At 70.4% G+C, this 17,795-nt stretch carries 15 protein-coding genes and 1 tRNA gene; 10 read left to right on the top strand and 6 right to left on the bottom strand.

What is annotated here, in order from left to right; translation table 11 throughout:
• The first annotated feature begins 19 nt into the window (after positions 1-19).
• A complete protein-coding gene (locus HDC37_RS12085) occupies positions 20-775 on the top strand; it encodes a FadR/GntR family transcriptional regulator (RefSeq protein ID WP_179560656.1) in 756 nt (251 codons plus the stop codon).
• A complete protein-coding gene (locus HDC37_RS12080) occupies positions 772-2,043 on the top strand; it encodes an alpha-hydroxy acid oxidase (protein ID WP_179560655.1) in 1,272 nt (423 codons plus the stop codon). The genes HDC37_RS12085 and HDC37_RS12080 overlap by 4 nt, the downstream gene beginning before the upstream one ends.
• A 7-nt stretch (positions 2,044-2,050) precedes the next feature.
• On the opposite strand, the gene HDC37_RS12075 is transcribed toward HDC37_RS12080, so the two are convergent.
• From HDC37_RS12075 to HDC37_RS12055, 5 genes are all read right to left on the bottom strand, one after another.
• Positions 2,051-2,836, bottom strand: a complete 786-nt coding sequence (locus tag HDC37_RS12075; protein ID WP_179560654.1) for an HAD-IIB family hydrolase — start codon at positions 2,834-2,836, stop codon at positions 2,051-2,053.
• A 60-nt stretch (positions 2,837-2,896) separates the two neighbouring features.
• Positions 2,897-2,970, bottom strand: a tRNA-Pro gene (locus HDC37_RS12070).
• A gap of 16 nt (positions 2,971-2,986) precedes the next feature.
• Positions 2,987-4,816: a hypothetical protein gene (locus tag HDC37_RS12065; RefSeq protein ID WP_179560653.1), complete on the bottom strand. Its 1,830-nt coding sequence runs from the start codon at positions 4,814-4,816 to the stop codon at positions 2,987-2,989.
• Positions 4,817-4,948: 132 nt separating this feature from the next.
• Entirely contained in the window at positions 4,949-5,881 is a 933-nt protein-coding gene (locus HDC37_RS12060; protein ID WP_179560652.1) for a metallophosphoesterase, read from the bottom strand.
• Positions 5,881-8,622, bottom strand: coding sequence for a transglycosylase domain-containing protein (locus HDC37_RS12055; RefSeq protein ID WP_179560651.1), 2,742 nt, complete (start codon positions 8,620-8,622; stop codon positions 5,881-5,883). The genes HDC37_RS12060 and HDC37_RS12055 overlap by 1 nt, the downstream gene beginning before the upstream one ends.
• A gap of 107 nt (positions 8,623-8,729) precedes the next feature.
• On the opposite strand from HDC37_RS12055, the gene HDC37_RS12050 reads away from it, so the two are divergent.
• Both HDC37_RS12050 and HDC37_RS12045 read left to right on the top strand, forming a co-directional pair.
• Positions 8,730-8,948, top strand: coding sequence for a hypothetical protein (locus HDC37_RS12050; RefSeq protein WP_124293847.1), 219 nt, complete (start codon positions 8,730-8,732; stop codon positions 8,946-8,948).
• Entirely contained in the window at positions 8,945-9,412 is a 468-nt protein-coding gene (locus HDC37_RS12045; protein WP_179560650.1) for a RidA family protein, read from the top strand. The genes HDC37_RS12050 and HDC37_RS12045 overlap by 4 nt, the downstream gene beginning before the upstream one ends.
• Positions 9,413-9,593: 181 nt before the next feature.
• Here HDC37_RS12045 and acs read toward each other — a convergent pair whose 3' ends face one another.
• Positions 9,594-11,567, bottom strand: coding sequence for an acetate--CoA ligase (gene acs / locus HDC37_RS12040; protein WP_179560908.1), 1,974 nt, complete (start codon positions 11,565-11,567; stop codon positions 9,594-9,596).
• Positions 11,568-12,007: 440 nt separating this feature from the next.
• Between acs and HDC37_RS12035 the strand changes: the two genes are divergently transcribed.
• The 6 genes from HDC37_RS12035 to topA all read left to right on the top strand — a co-directional run bounded on the left by HDC37_RS12035 (position 12,008) and on the right by topA (position 17,756).
• Positions 12,008-13,033, top strand: coding sequence for a TadA family conjugal transfer-associated ATPase (locus tag HDC37_RS12035; RefSeq protein WP_179560649.1), 1,026 nt, complete (start codon positions 12,008-12,010; stop codon positions 13,031-13,033).
• Entirely contained in the window at positions 13,030-13,944 is a 915-nt protein-coding gene (locus tag HDC37_RS12030) for a type II secretion system F family protein (RefSeq protein WP_179560648.1), read from the top strand. Before HDC37_RS12035 ends, HDC37_RS12030 begins: the two co-directional genes overlap by 4 nt.
• A 59-nt stretch (positions 13,945-14,003) precedes the next feature.
• Complete coding sequence (locus HDC37_RS12025; protein ID WP_179560647.1) at positions 14,004-14,222, top strand: DUF4244 domain-containing protein; 219 nt, start codon at positions 14,004-14,006, stop codon at positions 14,220-14,222.
• Entirely contained in the window at positions 14,219-14,560 is a 342-nt protein-coding gene (locus HDC37_RS12020) for a TadE family type IV pilus minor pilin (RefSeq protein ID WP_179560646.1), read from the top strand. Before HDC37_RS12025 ends, HDC37_RS12020 begins: the two co-directional genes overlap by 4 nt.
• A gap of 4 nt (positions 14,561-14,564) precedes the next feature.
• The gene (locus HDC37_RS12015; protein WP_179560645.1) at positions 14,565-14,882 is read left to right on the top strand and encodes an Rv3654c family TadE-like protein; all 318 of its coding nucleotides are present in this window, start codon (positions 14,565-14,567) and stop codon (positions 14,880-14,882) included.
• A 102-nt stretch (positions 14,883-14,984) separates the two neighbouring features.
• Positions 14,985-17,756, top strand: coding sequence for a type I DNA topoisomerase (topA, locus tag HDC37_RS12010; RefSeq protein WP_179560907.1), 2,772 nt, complete (start codon positions 14,985-14,987; stop codon positions 17,754-17,756).
• The last annotated feature ends 39 nt before the right edge of the window (positions 17,757-17,795 follow it).

Genomic DNA, 17,795 nt, shown 5'->3' with positions numbered 1-17,795 from the left:
TCTGTTCATCGGAGTCGCCATGCCCTCACCGGACGGTCCACCGCAGCCCGCGCCCCGGGCGTGGCAGGTCGTGCTCGAGCACATCGAGCGCGACTTGCTCGACAATACGCTTTCCCCCGGCGACCACCTTCCGCCCGAGCGCGACCTCGCCGCCCGCCTCGGCGTCGGACGTTCGAGCGTGCGCGAAGCACTGCGCGTGCTCGAGGTGATGGGGCTCATCCGGACGGGGACGGGTTCGGGGCCGAGCTCGGGCGCGGTCATCATCGCAACCCCACAGGGCGGGATGTCGGCGCTCCTGCGTCTGCAGGTCGCCGCGCACGGGTTCCCGCTCGATGACGTCGTCCGCACCCGCGTGGCGCTGGAGAGCGCGGTCGTCGAGGACCTGGCGGCCGAGGCCTCGCCCGACACCGCGCCGGTCCGGCGCCTCCTCGATGCCATGGATGCCACCGAGCGCACCCGGGAGGAGTTCCTGACGCTGGACGCGCAGTTCCATCTCGGCCTCGCCGAGGCATCCGGCAATCTCGTCATCACCGCCACGATGGCGGGATTGCGCAGTGCGATCGAGTCGTATGTGCGGGTGGGAGCTGCCCGCGTGGCGGACTGGCCGGCGATGGCCGCGCGACTGCAACAGGAGCACCGCGGCATCGTGATGGCCGTCGAGAAGGGCGATCCGGGCCTCGCCCGCGATCTCGTGCGCGCCCACATCACCGGCTACTACGCCGATGCCCATTTCGCCCGCGAAACATCCCCGCCCCCCGAGAGGATCACGCCATGACCGAGCCCACCACGCCGCGGCAGCTGCCCGTGCCCGCGGACCTGCGCGAGCTCATGCGGTTCAAGCGTCCCGAGCTGAACGGCACCCGGCGGCGCCTCGCCTCGGCCCTCACCATCGCCGACCTCCGGGCGATCGCGCAGCGCCGCACGCCCAAGGCGGCGTTCGACTACACCGACGGCGCCGCCGAAGGCGAGCTGTCGCTGGCGCGTGCACGACGGGCCTTCGAGGATGTGGAGTTCCACCCGTCGATCCTCCGACCCGCGGAGCTCGTCGACACGTCCCTCACCGTCCTCGGCGGTGCCAGCGCGCTGCCGTTCGGGATCGCCCCGACCGGATTCACCCGGCTGATGCACACGGCGGGAGAGCGCGCCGGCGCCTCCGCGGCCGGAGCCGCCGGGATCCCGTTCACTCTCTCGACGCTCGGGACGACCTCCATCGAGGATGTCAGAGCCGCGAATCCGCGGGGCCGCAACTGGTTCCAGCTGTATGTCATGCGCGATCGGGAGATCTCCTACGGTCTCGTCCGGCGCGCTGCGGCGGCGGGCTTCGACACCCTGCTGTTCACCGTCGACACGCCCGTCGCGGGGGCGCGCCTCCGCGACAAGCGGAACGGGTTCTCCATCCCTCCGCAGCTGACGCTCGGCACGGTACTGAACGCCCTCCCGCGACCGTGGTGGTGGTTCGATTTCCTCACCACGCCGAAACTCGAGTTCGCGTCGCTGACGTCGACGGGCGGGACGGTCGGCGAACTGCTGGATGCCGCGATGGACCCGACCATCAGCTACGAGGACATGGGTGTCATCCGCGACCTGTGGCCGGGGAAGCTCGTCGTCAAGGGCGTGCAGACGGTGGAGGACGCCGTCCGCCTCATCGAGGCCGGAGTGGACGGCATCGTGCTGTCCAACCACGGGGGTCGTCAGCTCGACCGCGCGCCGGTGCCGTTCCATCTGCTGCCGCGCGTGGTGCGTGAGGTCGGCCGCGATGCCACCGTCATGGTCGACACCGGCATCATGCACGGCGCCGACATCGTCGCCTCGATGGCCCTCGGCGCTTCGTTCACGCTGATCGGCCGGGCCTATCTTTACGGTCTGATGGCCGGGGGCAGGGCCGGCGTCGATCGCGCGATTGCGATCCTCCGCGACGAGATCGAGCGCACGATGCGCCTCTTGGGGGTATCGACGCTCGCCGAACTCGAGCCCTCCCACGTGACGCAGCTCACCCGCCTCGTGCCGGTGGGTGAGGCGATGCGGACGGCGGTCGAGCGCTGAGCGGTTCTCAGGCGCGGACGGGAAGGGTGGGGAGCAGCCCGTCGAGAAATTCCGCGGTGTCCTCCCACCCCTCGACGGCCTGGCAGCGCACGCCCATCGCCAGGACGGGATAGTCGTTGCCGTGCGGATCGAGGCGGTCGCCGACGAAGAGCATGTCGTCGAGCGCGATGCCTGTCTGCTCGGAGAGCTGCCGCATGCCGTAGGCCTTGTCGATTCCGCGGTGGGTGATGTCGACGGAGGTCGAGCCGCCCGAACGGACCTCGAGGTCGGGGATGCGGGCGGCGACGGCGTCGCGGAGGGCGTTCTTCTTCTCGCCCGTCGGGTCCCACGCCGTCTTGGCATCGAGGGGGGCCCGCTGCCCGAGCGCCGAGAAGGTGATCTGCGACCCGCGGTCCTCGAGGATGTCGCCCCACGGATCGCTCTCCCACAGCCCCAGGCGCCGGGCTTCCTCCTCCACGGCGGCGAGGGCCCGGGCCTTCTGGTCGTCGGTGAGGCTGTGCGCGTAGACCGTCCGGATGCCGTCGGCGTCGATGCGGTAGTACTGCGTGCCGCACGTGGGGAGCAGGTGGACGTGGGCGAGGATGTCGGACGCCGCGGTGGGAAGGAGGTCGACGACCTGGGCGCGGAACTGCGAGAGCTGACCGCCGGAGATAATCGCCACCTCGACGCGCTCGGCCAGCGCGATGAGCAGGTCGCCGATGCGGGGGTCGATGGCGCTCTTCGAGGGCGCGAGGGTGTCGTCGAGATCGAAGGCGACGAGCTTCGGGGCGGGATGGGGCGAGGTGGCGTTCACGGCGCTCCTGTTCGGTGTCGTGCGAGAGGCCCCACCGGTATCGGTGAGGCCTCTCTGCGGTCGGGGTGACAGGATTTGAACCTGCGGCCTCTTCGTCCCGAACGAAGCGCGCTACCAAGCTGCGCCACACCCCGTGGCAACCCCCCAAGCCTACCCGATGCCCGCGCTGTGTTCGAACCGGCGGCGCCGTGAGAGGCCGAGAGCCAGGCCGGTGGCGACCACCGTCACCCCGACGACGAGCGGGCCGGCGACCGTCACGATCCCCGTTCCGGTCGCAGCCAGTGAGGGAGCGGATGCGGGAGGCGCCTCCGCGACGATCGTGGTCTCGTTGGCCAGGCCGCAGGGTCCAAGATGCATCTCGTCGCCCGCGGCATCCACCGCCCGCTCCCGCCAGTAGTAGGTCCCCGGCTCGGCGACGCTGGGAGAGGTCACCGTGTATTCACCTGCCTCGGTCACGGTGATCGACTCGCTCTCCCAGATGAGGGCGTCCGTGGTGCAGGCCTCGGCGGGCGGCACGCCGTCGGCGGCGCGATAGACGGAGGACGACACGGACATCCCGCCCGAGGGGATGACCCCGCCGACGATGACGGTATCCGACATCGGGTCACCGACCGTCACGCGCTCCTCCGCCCGTGACGAGACATCGGGCACCACGCTGATCTGGCTCCTCACGCCGAAGGACTCCACCCATGAGAACTCCGCCGGCAGGTGCGCGGCGACCTCCTCGTTCTGGGCCTCGCGGGTGATCGTCCACACGGCGGTGTAGAAGCCGGGGCCGGGGAGCTCCCAGTCCGAGGTCACGCGATACGAGACCTCTCCGCCCTGGTCGCCGGTGACGAGCGTGAGGGAGCCCACCGGTTCGGCGTCGCCGGGAACGGAGGCCTGCGGTTCAGCGGGCTCCCACGCAGTGCGGTACACCTCCGCCGTGGCGGCGATCGGAAGGGGCGATCCGTCAGCGGACCGGGGCCAGTCGCCGTCGGCGAGGGTGACGGTCACGTCGTCGACGAACGCCCCTCCCGGGACGTAACGCGACGCGACCTGCGTCGTGATCGAGGGGGAGAAGAGGGGGACGCGGGGCGAGGTGTCGGCGCCGGCCACGTCGAATGTCGCCGGGCCCCCGGGCCCCGCGGTGTCCTGGGCGCCGGCGGTGGTGACGTGGCGGACGGCCGGAGCGACGCCGCCTGAGAAGCGGCCGGTGCCGCTGACGGTGTAGGCGCGTCCCGGCGCGGGAGGCGCGGTCGTAATCGCGTACTCGGTTCCGGCGGTCATGCCCTCCCGCGTCGCCGTACCGGTGTCGGCGAACACGGCATCCACGAGGGTCACCGTTCCGACGGCGCCGGCGGCACTCGTCTCGACCCTGACCGTGCCGCTTCGATGATCGACCGGGTCGACGGTGAAGACCAGCGATCCCACGGGGGTGCCGGTTCTGATCCTCATGGCCTCGTCGTAGAACGCGACCGCACGCTGCTGGACCGCCGCGTTGTGCTCGGGGGCCAGACGCGAGAAGACCCGATCCACGACCCCCGCGAGCGAGTCTCCCTCGTAGCCGAACTGGCGGAGCGTCTCATCCCAGTTCGCGATGGCCTTCACAGCCCAGCCGACCGCGGCCGCCTGCACCGGGTCATCCGTCTGTCCGTGGGTGGAGACGAGGTGGTTGATGCGCGTGAGCTGCTCGGCGGAGAGCCCGGCGGCGCTGCCGCTGATGCCGTGATCGATGCTCGGGCCGGTCGGCAGCGGCAGGCCGGGCAGGATGCAGTACGTGTGCACACCGTCCACGAGCATCGAACCGTGCCATCCGTACGCCGACACCGGCGCCCACGTGCCGAAGCCCGTGCCGCGCTCGGCGGCGAAGGCCGGAGCGGCGGAGAAGACCATTCCCGCGACCACGGCCACGCTCAGTACGACGCTCGCGGCGAGGAGGCGGAGGAGTCCTCTGACCGAGGGGCGGGACGCGGTGGGACGAAGGGCAGTGAAGGGCATCGTGACGGACTCCCGGCTAGACGATCGGACGGATCGATCGTCGCCTTCGTGCGCATCGCGGCAGTCGTCAGTCGGCGCTTCGGTGGAGAAGTCCGCGGATCTCCCCGTTGTGCAGGAGAGGACGTCGAGGTCTCAGTGCGCGGGAAGGACCGTGATGAGCGTCGCCTCCGGACGGCACGCGAAGCGCACCGGCGCGTAGATCGAGTGGCCGAGGCCGGCGCTGACATTGAGCGGTGCGGTGCGGCCGGCGTGCGACCAGACGCTCAGCCCCCGCGCCTGGTCGAGCGGGATGTCGCAGTTCGCCACGAGCGCGCCGACGCCGGGGAGACGCACCTGTCCGCCGTGGGTGTGACCGGCGAAGACCGCATCGGCCCCGAGATCGACGAAGGCGTCGAGCACCCGGCGGTAGGGCGCGTGGGTCACCCCGATCGTCAGTGCGGAGTCTTCGGCCTGTCGCATATGGGCGATCGGTTCCGGAAGCGACCCCAGGCGATCCCATCCGCGATGCGCGTCGTTGACACCGAACGCATGGATGCGAGCTCCGGCGGCGTCAAGAGTCGCGACGGTGTTGTTCAGGTCGTGCCAGCCCAGCTCATCGGTGAGATACCGGTCAAGCAGATCGGTCTCGAGGAGCTCGGGCTCGGTTCTGATCTTGGACGGGCCGAGGAAGTACTTGAACGGATTGCGGGGGCTGGGTGCGACATGGTCGTTCGAGCCATGGACATACACGCCGGGGATGCCGCGGAACGGCCCGAACGCGGCGCGGATGCCGTCGAGCCCCAAGGGGTGGCCGAGATTGTCGCCGGTATTGATGATCAGGTCGGGTTCGAGCGCCGCGAGGCCGGCGATCCAGCGCTGCTTGCGCCGCTGCCACGGTGCCATGTGGGCGTCGGACACGTGAAGGATCCGAAGGGGGCGGGCGTCTGCCGGGAGGAGCTGCAGCTGGTGTTCACGGAGAGTGAAAAGGTACCGCTCGATCCCGATGCCCCAGACGGCCGAGGCGGTGCCGGCCGCCCCCACCACGCCGAGCGCGGTGAGAGCGGCCCTCGTCAGAGGACGCCGCACTACTCGTCGTCGTCTTCGTCGTCACCGGGCGCACCCTGCCCGGGGCACGCGGCAGCGGCGAAGTTGATCGTCACGGTCGCTCCGCGCGTCGTGGCTGTGCCGGGGCCGGGATCCGTGCCGGTGACGCGGCCCACACCGGAACCCGGATCGGGCGTACACGACCCCAGTTGCGCGGAGAATCCGGCCGCATTCAACGCTCCCGCGGCGACGGCGGGGTTCTGCCCGCTGACGTCGGGGACCGTGACGGCCTGCCCGTTGCTGGGGTTGATTGTGATCACGGAGCCGGCCGGCGCCTGGCCCGACGGGTTCTGCGCAACGATGATGTTCGTCGGCTGATCGGAGTCGACCGCGTCGCCCACCGCGACCTCCCAGCCTGCGCCCTCGAGGGTCGCTCGGGCCTGGTCGATCGTCTGGCCGACGACGTTCGGCACGTCGCGGACCACCTGGCGGATGAGGTTCTCGGCGGGCGGCGGGAAGTCGTCTCCGCCGTACGCGGCGTTCGCGGTCGCCTGGATGCGCTGAGCGATCGGATAGCGGATGTCCATCACACGCCGGTCGTACGCGTAGGCGCGAGCGATGTCGACGGTGCCGCGGACGTTCCCGGCCATGACGGCTGTCGTGACATTCGTCGACGACTCAATCATCCACGAATGACGCTGCTCGTTCGTTCCGGTCTTGCCGATCATCGGGGTTCCGTCGAAGGGGTTCGCCTGCGCGCCGGTTCCGCCTCGGACCATCACACCCTGCAGCGCGAAGGCGGCGGTGGACGCCACCTCGGGGGTGAGGACGGGGGAGCAGTTGCGGACCGGAACGAGCTCGGGACGGTCGACACCGTTGTTGTCGACCACGCGGTCGATGACCTTCGGCTGGCAGAGCGTTCCACCATTGGCAACGGTCGCGTACGCGCCCGCCATCGCAATCGGCGAAACGTCATCGACGCCGATGATCTGCGAGGGCACAGTCACGTTGATCGGGTCGCCGTTTCCCTTGGTCACACCCATCTTCGCCACGACATTGGTGATGTCGCAGAGATCGAGCTCCGCAGCCATCCCGATGAAGCCGGTGTTCAACGACTCGGCGGTGAAGCGCAGGGGCGTGCCGTTGTAACCGCGCTGATTGCCGAAGTTGCGGATCCGGTCGCTCCCGGGGTTGACCCAGTCGCCCGCGCAGGACGTCATCCGGGGAATGTTCCGATCGGTGCCGTTGACGACCTCGCGCAGCGACTTCCCCTGCTCCAGCCAGTCGATGAGGGTGAAGAGCTTGAAGGTCGACCCGGCGCCGAAGCCGCCCGAGCCGCCGTAGGTCGAGTCGCCGGCGAAGACGATGGACGACTCGTTGGGGTCTTCCGTCGCGCCGGGGACGTAACGGGTGTTCTGTGCGATCGCGAGGACGCGGCCGGTCTTGGCCTCGACGCTGGTGGCGGTGGCCCCGAACTCCATGCCTTCGATCGACGTCGGCGCGTAATCGGCCATGGCCTGTTCGGCGGCGATCTGCACACGCGGGTCCAGAGTGGTGTAGATCTTCAGACCGTCCTGGCGGAGCGCGCGGTCGCGCGCCTCCCGGGTCTCGCCGAAGGCCGGGTCGTTCTGGATGGTGGAGACGACGTACTGGCAGTAGTAGGCGGCGCCGCCGGTCGACTGGCAGCCGGTGACCGGCTGCGTGATCGCAGGCGTGATCGGCTCGATCGCCGCCTGGATGTACTGGTCGCGATTGATCTTGCCGTCGTCGAGCATGCGACTGAGCACGTACAACTGCCGGCCCTTGGTCGCGCTGTACCCGTCCGCGGCGGCGAGCAGCTGCTCGTCGTTGATGACACCCTCATCCCGGAGGGTGTAGAGCGCCTGGATGGTTCCGGGCTGGACGTCGTCGATGGACCCGTCGGGTGCCTTGTTGAAGCCGACGCCCTCGGAGTTGATGATCGATCCACCCGGCTTGTCGATCCGGTAGGTGTTCGGGTTCTGCACGATGCCGGCGAGCGTCGCGGCCTGAGAGACGCTCAGCTGCGAGGCGGGGACGTTGAAGTAGTACTTCGACGACGCGTCGATGCCGTAGTTGGTGCCACCGAAGTTCGCGATGTTGAGGTAGCCGAGCAGGATGTCGTTCTTGGAGTAGCGCTGCTCGAGGGCGATGGCGTAGCGCATCTCCTGGAGCTTGCGCTCGTAGCCCTCGGCACCGGAGGCGTTCGTCGCCTCCTCCCAGCAGTTGCGGAGCACCTCGTCGCGAGTGCGCACCACCTCGCCGTTCTCCACGACCTCCTCGGCGTCGCGCTCGCAGCGCTGGATGAGCACGTTCTTGACGTACTGCTGGCTGATCGACGAGCCACCCTGGGTCTGACCGCCCGACGCGTTGCTGAGAAGCGCGCGGGTCGTGCCGATGAGGTCGACGCCGCCGTGCTGGTAGTAGCGCGGGTCCTCGGACGACAGCACGGCGTCGTAGACGACCGGTGCGACCTGGTCGAAGGTCACCGGCGACCGGTTCTGGTCGTAGAACTTCGTCCACTCGATCTCTTCCCCGGTGTCGGGGTTCGTGTAGACGAGCGTCGTCGGCAGCATCAGCTCGTCGATCTCGAGGTAGCTCGGCATGTTGTCGAACATCGAGATGGCGCTGGAGGCCGCGGCCCCTGACACAGCGATCGCGGGGGTGACGGCGGCGGTCACGAGAACACCAGCGACGGCGCTCAGCCCGACGACCCCGAGGAGGCCGCCGAGCACACCGCTACCCGTCCGTTTCGTCTCAGGCATAGGGTTGATCGTAAGGGAGCTTCCTGGGCGATCCCTCGACCGGCGTGCGCCCACGGAGATGTTTCCCAGCATCCGCCTGCGATTCCGCCCCGACCCCAGGAGCCTCGATGACGACGTGGGAGTACCTCACCACTCCGCTGCTGATCCACAACACCGCCGCCATCCTCAACAACTGGGGGAAGCAGGGGTGGGAGCTCGTGCAGGTCGTCCAGGGCCCGGAGGGGGGCCTCGTGGCCTACTTCAAGCGCCCCACCGGCGGCGGTGCCCCCAACGCGGCGCTCGGCGCCGCCGAGCAGGCGGCGCGCCAGTTCGGAGACGAGCAGTGAGCGTTTCCGAGCGCCTCGCCGAGCTCGGGATCGAGCTCCCCTCGGTCGTCCCGCCGGTGGCGGCCTACATCCCCGCCAAGGTGCACGGCGACCTCGTGTACACCGCCGGTCAGCTCCCGATGGTCTCGGGTGCGCTCCCTCAGACCGGCAAGGTCGGCGAGGGCGAGGGTCTGGTGACCCCGGATGCCGCGGCGGGCTACGCCCGCCAGAGCGCCTTGAACGCGATCGCCGCGGCGGCTGCCGCCGCCGGCGGGGTGGACCGCCTGGCCGGCGTGCTGAAGGTCACCGGTTTCGTCGCCTCCGTGCCCGAGTTCACCGGCCAGCCGGGCGTGATCAACGGCGCGAGCACCGTTCTCGGTGAGATCTTCGGCGACGCCGGTCGCCACGCCCGCTCCGCGGTCGGCGTACCGGTTCTGCCGCTGGACGCCCCGGTCGAGATCGAGGTCGTCTTCACCCTCGTCTGACGCCGCTCCGCGGCATCCCTCCCCCGCGCGCAGCTCCGCCCGCCCTCCTCCGCGCCTCCGCGAGAGTGCATCTGCGCGCCGAGAATGCGGGTGAACCCCACACCCTCGGCGCCCCGTCGCACTCTCGGCGCACAAACGCGGCGCGACGCGTCGCGGCGCGGAGCGAGCGGCCGGGCGCGGGCTACCGCACCTGCGCCGAGATCACGCTCATCACGGCGGTGTCCGCGAGGGTCGTCGTGTCGCCGACCTCGCGCCCCTCCGCGACATCGCGCAGCAGGCGACGCATGATCTTCCCGGAGCGGGTCTTCGGCAGCTCGCCGACGATGTACACGTCGCGCGGGCGCGCGATCGGGCCGATCTGCTCGCTCACCCACGCGCGCAGCGCTTGCGCGAGCCCCTCGGGGGAGTGCTTGTCGAGGTAGCTCTGCTTGATGATCACGAACGCGACCACGGCCTGGCCCGTCGTCTCATCCGAGGCGCCGACGACCGCCGCCTCGGCGGTGGCCTCGTGCGCGACGAGCGCCGACTCGATCTCGGTGGTCGACAGGCGGTGCCCCGAAACGTTCATCACGTCGTCGACGCGCCCGAGGAGCCACACGTCGCCGTCGTCGTCCAGGCGCGCGCCGTCGCCGGCGAAGTAGAAGCCCTTGTCGGCGAACTTGTCCCAGTAGGTCTCCTTGAACCGCTCGGGGTCGCCCCAGATGCCGCGGAGCATCGACGGCCAGGGTTCGGTGATGACCAGCAGCCCGCCGTTGCCGTTGCCGACGTGGGTGCCGTCGTCGTCGACGACGTCGACCGAGATGCCGGGGAGCGGCACCTGCGCCGAACCGGGCTTGGTCTCGGTCACCCCGGGGAGGGCGGAGATCATCATCGCGCCCGTCTCGGTCTGCCACCACGTGTCGACGATCGGCGTCTCGCCGTGGCCGATGATCTCGCGGTACCAGACCCACGCCTCGGGGTTGATGGGCTCGCCGACCGAACCGAGGAGGCGCAGCGACGACAGGTCGAACTTCTGCGGCACCGCGCGGCCGATCTTCATGAACGAGCGGATGGCGGTCGGTGCGGTGTACAGGATCGTGACGCCGTACTTCTCCACGAGCTCCCACCAGCGTCCGGGGTGGGGGGTGTCGGGGGTGCCCTCGTACAGCACCTGGGTGGCGCCGTTGGCGAGGGGGCCGTAGGTGACGTAGGAATGACCGGTGATCCAGCCGATGTCGGCGGTGCACCAGTACACGTCGGTCTCGGGATGGATGTCGTGCACGACCCGGTTGGTGAACGCGGCCTGGGCGAGGTAGCCGCCCGAGGTGTGCAGGATGCCCTTGGGCTTCCCGGTGGTGCCGGAGGTGTAGAGGATGAACAGCGGATTCTCGGCGGGGAATGCGGATGCCTCGTGCTCGGCGGACGCCGCGGGGACGACGTCGTGCCACCACAGGTCGCGTCCGTCGACCCAGTCGACGTCGTTGCCGCCGCGGCGGACGACCAGCACGTGCTCGACGGTCTCCTGCGGACCCGAGCCGTTGCGGTCGGCCAGCGCCATGTCGACCGCGGGCTTGAGCGGTGACACTTTGCCCTTGCGGTAGCCGCCGTCGGCGGTGATGACGAGCTTCGCGCCGGCGTCGTCTAGCCGCGAGCGCAGGCTGTCGGCGGAGAATCCGCCGAAGACCACCGAGTGCGCGGCACCGATGCGGGCGACGGCGAGCATCGCGGCGATCGCCTCGGGGATCATCGGCATGTAGATCGCGACGCGGTCGTTCAGGCCCACGCCGAGGCCTTCGAGCACATTGGCCAGGCGCTTGACCTCGTCGGTCAGCTCGGCGTAGGTCACCCGCCGCTCGTCGCCCGGCTCGCCCTCCCACAGCAGGGCGACCCGGTCGCCGTTCCCGGCTTCGACGTGCCGGTCGAGGCAGTTGTAGGCGACGTTGAGCTCGCCGTCGGCGAACCACTCGGCGAACGGGGGGTTCGACCAGTTCAGCACCTGCGTGAAAGGGGTGTGCCAGTGCAGCAGCTCCCGGGCCTGGTCGGCCCAGAACCCCTCGCGATCCTCTGCCGCGCGGGCATAGAGCTCGGCGTTCGCGACGGCGTCGGCGGCGAACTCCGCAGACGGCGCGAACCGTCGATTCTCGTTCAACAGGTGGTCGATCTGACTGCTGGTCATACTCATCGGTGCGCGCTCCTTCGCGGGCGAACGGGTGCCGTTTCCGGCCACGACACTCGTGAGGGTACCGACGGCCCGCGTCGCCTCACTACCTCCGTTAGTGGGTGGATGAGAGGAACGTGAGGTTCCGATGAGAGATCACCGTCGTCGTTTTGCCCGCCTGTGAGGACTGCGTATGATCTACCCCGGCCGAACTTCGATTCTGGCATTCGCGACGCCCGCCCATCCCCCCGAGTCTGGGCGTCGCAGGAGGCGGTATCCCATTCCCCCCATGGGATACCGCCTCCTCTTGTCTGTGCGCGTGTCGGGACGGCTCAGCCAGGGAGCTGCGCCGCAGTCGGGGGTCGATGTCTCCTGCACAGCGTGGTCGTTGCCGGTCCTGTCCACCGATGCGGTCGGACGCCCTGTTCCGGTGGTGTGCCGTCCCTACGGTCGAGGGCATGTCCATCCCGTTCGTCGTCCGGCCCCGCACCGCGGGAGGGGTCGACGCTGAGGGCCGGCCCGCACCGGTCGGCGTTCGGCGGCCGGCGGTGCTCGACGCCTTCTCGCCGTTCATCGACGACCCCGATGTCTCGGATGTCTTCGTCAACGGCGCCCACGGCCTGTTCGTCGATCGGGGCGAGGGGCCGGTGCAGGCGGGCGGTTGGCGTGCCGGTGAAGAGGAGGTCCGTGAGCTGGCCGTGCACCTCATCGGCGCGGGGGGTCGGCACATCGACGACGCGACGCCGTGCGTCGACGTGCGACTGGACGGGGGGATCCGCGTCCATGCCGTCCTTCCGCCCATCTCGCCCGAGGGGACACTCATCTCGCTGCGCATTCCGCGCCTCGGCACCCCGACGCTCGACGACCTCGCCGCCACCGGGATGTTCGACCGATCGGCGCAGCAGGGGCTCGAGTGGCTGGTCGCCCGACGGGCGAACCTGCTCGTCAGCGGCGCGGCCGGGGCCGGGAAGACCACGCTGCTGGCGGCGCTGCTGTCGGCGGCTCCCGCCGCGGAGAGGATCGTCACGATCGAGGATGTCGCGGAGCTGCGCCTCTCGCATCCGCACCATGCTCGTCTCGAGGCGCGCCAGGCCAATCTCGAGGGCGCCGGCGAGATCGCCCTGGCGCGACTGGTCCGAGAGGCGCTGCGGATGCGTCCGGACCGGCTCGTGGTGGGGGAGTGCCGCGGGGCGGAGGTGCGTGAGCTCCTCTCTGCGCTCAACACCGGTCACGACGGCGGCGCCGGAACCGTACACGCCAACGGGCTCGACGACGTCGCGACACGGCTCGAGGCGCTCGGCGCGCTCGCCGGGCTCGGCGACCACGCGCTCGCACGCCAGGTGACGAGCGCCATCGACGTCGTGCTGCACGTCGAGCGCCGAGGCGGCGCGCGGCGACTCGCCGGCGCGGGCCGCCCGCGGCTCACCCCGGCCGGTCGCCTCGAGATCGCCCCGGTCGGTCTGGACGAGGTGGCCGGCGGATGAGCGCGATCCTCTCGCTGCGTCCGGGCAGGAAACCTGCGGCACCGCCCGCACCGCCGGTCGCTGACACGGTCCTCAAACTCGCGGTGCTCCTCCAGGCCGGCGTGACCCCTGATCGCGCCTGGGAGCACCTCGCAGAGACCGGTGACGCCGCTGCCCGGAGTATCCGCGACCGGCGGCGTGACGGGACCGCCCTCGCGGCGGCGATCAGCCAGACCCAGACCGAGGCGGGCGCGTGGCGTGATGTCGCGGCGGCGTGGGAAGTGGCCACGGTCGTCGGCGCACCGCTCGCGCCGAGTCTGCGGGGCCTCGCCGTAGCCCTCCGCGACGCCCAGGAAGCGGCGGACGAAGTGAGGGTGGCCCTGGCGGAACCGACGGGAACCGCCCGTCTCATCGGCTGGCTGCCTCTCCTCGGCGTCGTGCTCGGTCTTCTCCTGGGCTTCGACACCATCGGCATCCTCACGACGCACCCCCTGGGCATCGCGTGCCTCATCGGCGGTGGGGTGCTGGTGCTGATCGCTCGTCGGTGGACCGCCTCTCTCGCCCGCCGGGCCAGGCCGCCGGGCGGGATTCCCGGTCTCGACGGCGAACTGCTGGCCATCGCCCTCAGCGGAGGCGTGTCGATCGAACGGGCGGCGACCCTCGTCGGCGCCGCGTGCGGGGAGACGCCGGCGCCTGCCACCGTCGCCCTTTTGGAGCTCTCCGGGCGAGCGGGGGTTCCAGCTGTCGAGTTGCTGCGCGCTGCCGCCGCGCTCGCGCGCCACCAGGCCCGCGTCGACGCGCGACTGAGGGCGGCGAAGCTCGCCACGCGGCTCCTCGTTCCGCTCGGGGTCTGCACCCTCCCCGCCTTCCTGCTGCTCGGGGTCGGACCGATGTTCCTCAGCGTGCTGTCCTCATCGGCCCTTCGTCTCTGACGCGGACCGCATCCGATCGTGCCCGCCGTTCACCCCCTCCCAGAAAGAAGGAACCCACCATGACCCTCCACCGTCCTGTCACCGCGCGCTCACTCCGCCTCACCCGTCGTCGCGCGGCGACGCTCTTCATCGACGACTCCGGCGCGGCCACTGCCGAGTACGCCATCGCGACCATGGCCGCGGTGGCCTTCGCCGGACTTCTCGTCCTCATCATGCGCAGCGACGAGGTGCGGGGCATCCTCACCGAGCTCGTCCGCCGCGCCCTGACGGTCGCATGAGCATCCGTGGACTCGGCGGTGACCGTGGGTCGGTGGCCGCCGAGTTCGCGGTGGCCCTCCCCGCCGTCATCGTCGTGGTCCTCTTCTCGGTCGCCGCGCTGACCGCCTCGGCGCAGCAGGTGCGGCTGCAGGACGCCGCCGCTGATGCCGCGCGACTGGCGGCGCGCGGTGAGCCCACCGGCCGTGTCGAAGGCGCCGTCACCGCGGCGGTCGACGGGGCCCGGAGCACCGTGTCGCGCGAGGGAGACCTCGTCTGCGTGTCGGCTACCGCGGCCGCGCATCCCGCGGTACCCCTCACCCTGTCGGCCCGCAGCTGCGGCCTCGCCGGAGGCTGGTGAGCCGGTGGCGGGCACGTCGCTCACCGTCGGCGTCGTCGGTGTGACGGCCGTTCTCGCGGTGGGCCTCCTCGCCGTCGGAGGCGCAGCCGTCCAGGCGCAGCGGGTGGCGGGAGTCGCCGACGCGGCCGCGCTCGCCGCCGCCGATGCCGCCTCGGGCGCCCTCACCGGGGCGCCCTGCGACCGCGCTGGGCAGCTCGCGGCCACGATCGGCGCCGAGCTGAGCCGCTGCGAGCTCGACGGCCTCATCGCGACCGTCACGGTGGAGGGTCGCTTCGCCGGGCTCGGAGTGTCGGCGTCGGCGCGCGCGGGACCGCCGCCCTGAGCGGCGGGCCCGCCCGTGCGCGCCGTCCGGCCGCCCGCTTTCCCGTGACGCTCCCGGGAATGCCGTGCCCGCTCCCAGCGATCACCCCCCGTGGCGGTGTGTATGGTGTGCAACGAAGAAAGGACCCCCGTGGCATCCACAGGCAAGAAGCTCGTCATCGTCGAGTCCCCGACGAAGATGCGCTCCATTCAGGGGTACCTCGGCGACGGGTACGAGGTGCTCAGCTCCGTCGGGCACATCCGCGACCTGGCGAGCAAGAAGGACATTCCGGCCGACAAGAAGGCCGCGTACGGCAAGTACTCGATCGACATCGACAACGACTTCGATCCGCTCTACGTCGTCAACGACCGCAAGACCAAGACCGTCGCCGAACTGAAACGCGCGTTGAAGGGGGCCGACGAAGTCCTCCTCGCCACCGATGAAGACCGCGAGGGCGAGGCGATCGCGTGGCACCTGCTCGAGGTCCTCAAGCCCAAGGTGCCCGTCAAGCGCATGGTCTTCCACGAGATTACCAAAGACGCCATCCGCGCCGCCGTCGACAACACCCGCGAGCTCGACCATGCTCTTGTCGACGCGCAGGAGACCCGGCGGGTCCTCGACCGGCTCTACGGCTGGGACGTGTCGCCGGTGCTCTGGCGCAAGGTCGGCAGCGGTCGCGAGGGCGCGGCGCTGAGCGCCGGCCGGGTGCAGTCGGCGGCGACCCGCATGGTCGTCGACCGCGAACGCGAGCGGATGGCGTTCGTCACGGCCAGCTACTGGGACGTCGAGACCGGCGTGGTCAAGGGTTCCCTCGCCGACGGCGCGCAGCCGTTCACGGCGCGACTCGCCCGCCTCGACGGCGCATCCCTCGCCCGCGGCACCGACTTCGACGACACCGGGACTCTGAAGAAGGCGGTCGTCGTCCTCGACGAGGTCCGGGCGCGGGCGCTGGCCGCCGCGCTGGAGGCCGCCGGCGAAGCATCCGTCACGGGTCTGGAATCGAAGCCTGGAACCCGCAGCCCCAAGCCCCCCTTCACCACCTCGACCCTCCAGCAGGAGGCGGGCCGCAAGCTCTCGATGAGCGCCAAGCACGCCATGGGCGTGGCGCAGCGTCTGTACGAGAAGGGCTACATCACCTATATGCGCACCGACTCCACCGCGCTGTCGACCCAGGCGGTCACGGCGGCGCGTGCGCAGGCGGTGAATCTCTACGGCGACAAGGCCGTTCCCGCCAATCCCCGGGCGTACCGCAACAACAGCAAGAACGCGCAGGAGGCGCACGAGGCGATCCGCCCGTCGGGAGAGGACTTCCGCACCCCGTCCTCGGTGAAGGATCAGCTCGACCGCGATGAGCTGCGGATGTACGACCTCATCTGGAAGCGCACGATCGCCAGCCAGATGTCCGACGCCAAGTACGAGACCACCACGGTCACCATCACCGCCGACGTCTCCGTCGACGGCACCGCCCAGCGCGCCGAGTTCACCGCATCGGGCACCGTGTACACGTTCAAGGGGTTCCTCGAGGCATACGAGGAGGGGACCGACGAGAAGCGGGGCGACGCCCACCGCAGCGACGACCAGTCCCTCCCCGTCCTGAGCGTCGGCGACCTGGTGCGCCTGCGCGACATCGAAGCCAAGGGCCACGCGACCTCGCCCAAGCCCCGCTACACCGAGGCGAGCCTCGTCAAGGCGCTGGAGGAGAAGGGGATCGGACGCCCCTCCACGTTCGCGAGCATCATCGACGTCATCCTCGACCGCGGCTACGTGCGCAAGCGCGGGCAGGCCCTTGTTCCCAGCTGGCTCGCCTTCAGCGTGGTCCGACTGCTCGAACAGCACTTCGCGGACCTGGTCGACTACGACTTCACCGCCGCGCTCGAGGACGACCTCGACCGCATCGCACGGGGCGAGCAGCGCCGCACCGATTGGCTCCGGGCCTTCTACTTCGGCAACGAGGAGCACCCGGGTCTGCGCAACATCGTCGAGAACCTCGGCGAGATCGACGCCCGCGAGCTGAACTCCACCCGCATCACCGACACCGCCACCCTCCGATTCGGCAAGTTCGGGCCCTACCTCGAGATCACCGATCCCGAGCAGCCCGAGGCAGAGCCCCGCCGGGTGAACATCCCCGATGACCTCGCGCCCGACGAGCTCACGCCCGAGAAGGTGCAGGAGCTGCGCGACGCGCCGGTCGCGGGCAACCGGGTGCTCGGCACCAACCCGGCGAACGGGAAGCTGGTCGTCGTCAAGGACGGCCGCTTCGGCCCCTACATCGAGGAGGCCGACCCCGAAGAGCCTGCCGAGGTCGACGAGGCCACGGGCGAGGTGATCGAGGAGGCTCCGAAGAAGGGGAAGAAGGATGCCGCGAAGGCGGCGCCCAAGCCCCGCACCGCGTCGCTCTTCGCGTCGATGACCCCCGACACGATCGACCTCGAGACCGCGCTGCGCCTTCTCGACCTGCCGCGCGTGGTCGGGGAGGATCCCGAGTCGGGCGAGCCGATCACCGCACAGAACGGCCGGTTCGGTCCCTACCTGAAGAAGGGCACCGACTCGCGTTCGCTGGAGTCGGAGCAGCAGATCTTCGACGTGACGCTCGAACAGGCACTGGCGCTGTACGCGCAGCCGAAGTACGGCGCCCGGAAGGCGTCGAGTGCCCTGAAGGAGTTCGACAACGACCCCGTGAGCGGCAAGCCCATCAAGCTGCGCGACGGCCGCTTCGGCCCGTACGTCACCGACGGCGAGACGAACGCGACCATCCCGCGGGGCGAGAACGCGATGGATGTCACCTACGAGCGCGCCGTGCAGCTGATCGCCGACAAGCGGGCCAAGGGTCCGGCTCCCAAGCGCACGACGCGTCGGACCACCACCACCCGCAAGCCCGCGGCGAAGAAGAAGTGAGTTCCGGCGCCGCCGCGGCGTCGGAGGGCGAGCCCGCGG

Origin of the sequence: Microbacterium sp. AK009 (assembly GCF_013410955.1) — a bacterium.
Classification (GTDB): domain Bacteria; phylum Actinomycetota; class Actinomycetes; order Actinomycetales; family Microbacteriaceae; genus Microbacterium.
The sequence above is the reverse complement of the archived record's forward strand: the minus strand, read 5'-3'. Positions and strand labels throughout refer to the sequence as shown.

Bases quoted from the DNA above. Each gene is read 5' to 3' on its own strand.
- HDC37_RS12055 (WP_179560651.1), bottom strand. From the start codon at position 8,622: ATGCCTGAGACGAAACGGACGGGTAGCGGTGTGCTCGGCGGCCTCCTC.
- HDC37_RS12080 (WP_179560655.1), top strand. From the start codon at position 772: ATGACCGAGCCCACCACGCCGCGGCAGCTGCCCGTGCCCGCGGACCTG.
- HDC37_RS12025 (WP_179560647.1), top strand. From the start codon at position 14,004: ATGACCCTCCACCGTCCTGTCACCGCGCGCTCACTCCGCCTCACCCGT.
- HDC37_RS12050 (WP_124293847.1), top strand. From the start codon at position 8,730: ATGACGACGTGGGAGTACCTCACCACTCCGCTGCTGATCCACAACACC.
- topA (WP_179560907.1), top strand. From the start codon at position 14,985: ATGGTGTGCAACGAAGAAAGGACCCCCGTGGCATCCACAGGCAAGAAG.
- HDC37_RS12030 (WP_179560648.1), top strand. From the start codon at position 13,030: ATGAGCGCGATCCTCTCGCTGCGTCCGGGCAGGAAACCTGCGGCACCG.
- HDC37_RS12035 (WP_179560649.1), top strand. From the start codon at position 12,008: ATGTCCATCCCGTTCGTCGTCCGGCCCCGCACCGCGGGAGGGGTCGAC.
- acs (WP_179560908.1), bottom strand. From the start codon at position 11,567: ATGACCAGCAGTCAGATCGACCACCTGTTGAACGAGAATCGACGGTTC.
- HDC37_RS12065 (WP_179560653.1), bottom strand. From the start codon at position 4,816: ATGCCCTTCACTGCCCTTCGTCCCACCGCGTCCCGCCCCTCGGTCAGA.
- HDC37_RS12020 (WP_179560646.1), top strand. From the start codon at position 14,219: ATGAGCATCCGTGGACTCGGCGGTGACCGTGGGTCGGTGGCCGCCGAG.
- HDC37_RS12085 (WP_179560656.1), top strand. From the start codon at position 20: ATGCCCTCACCGGACGGTCCACCGCAGCCCGCGCCCCGGGCGTGGCAG.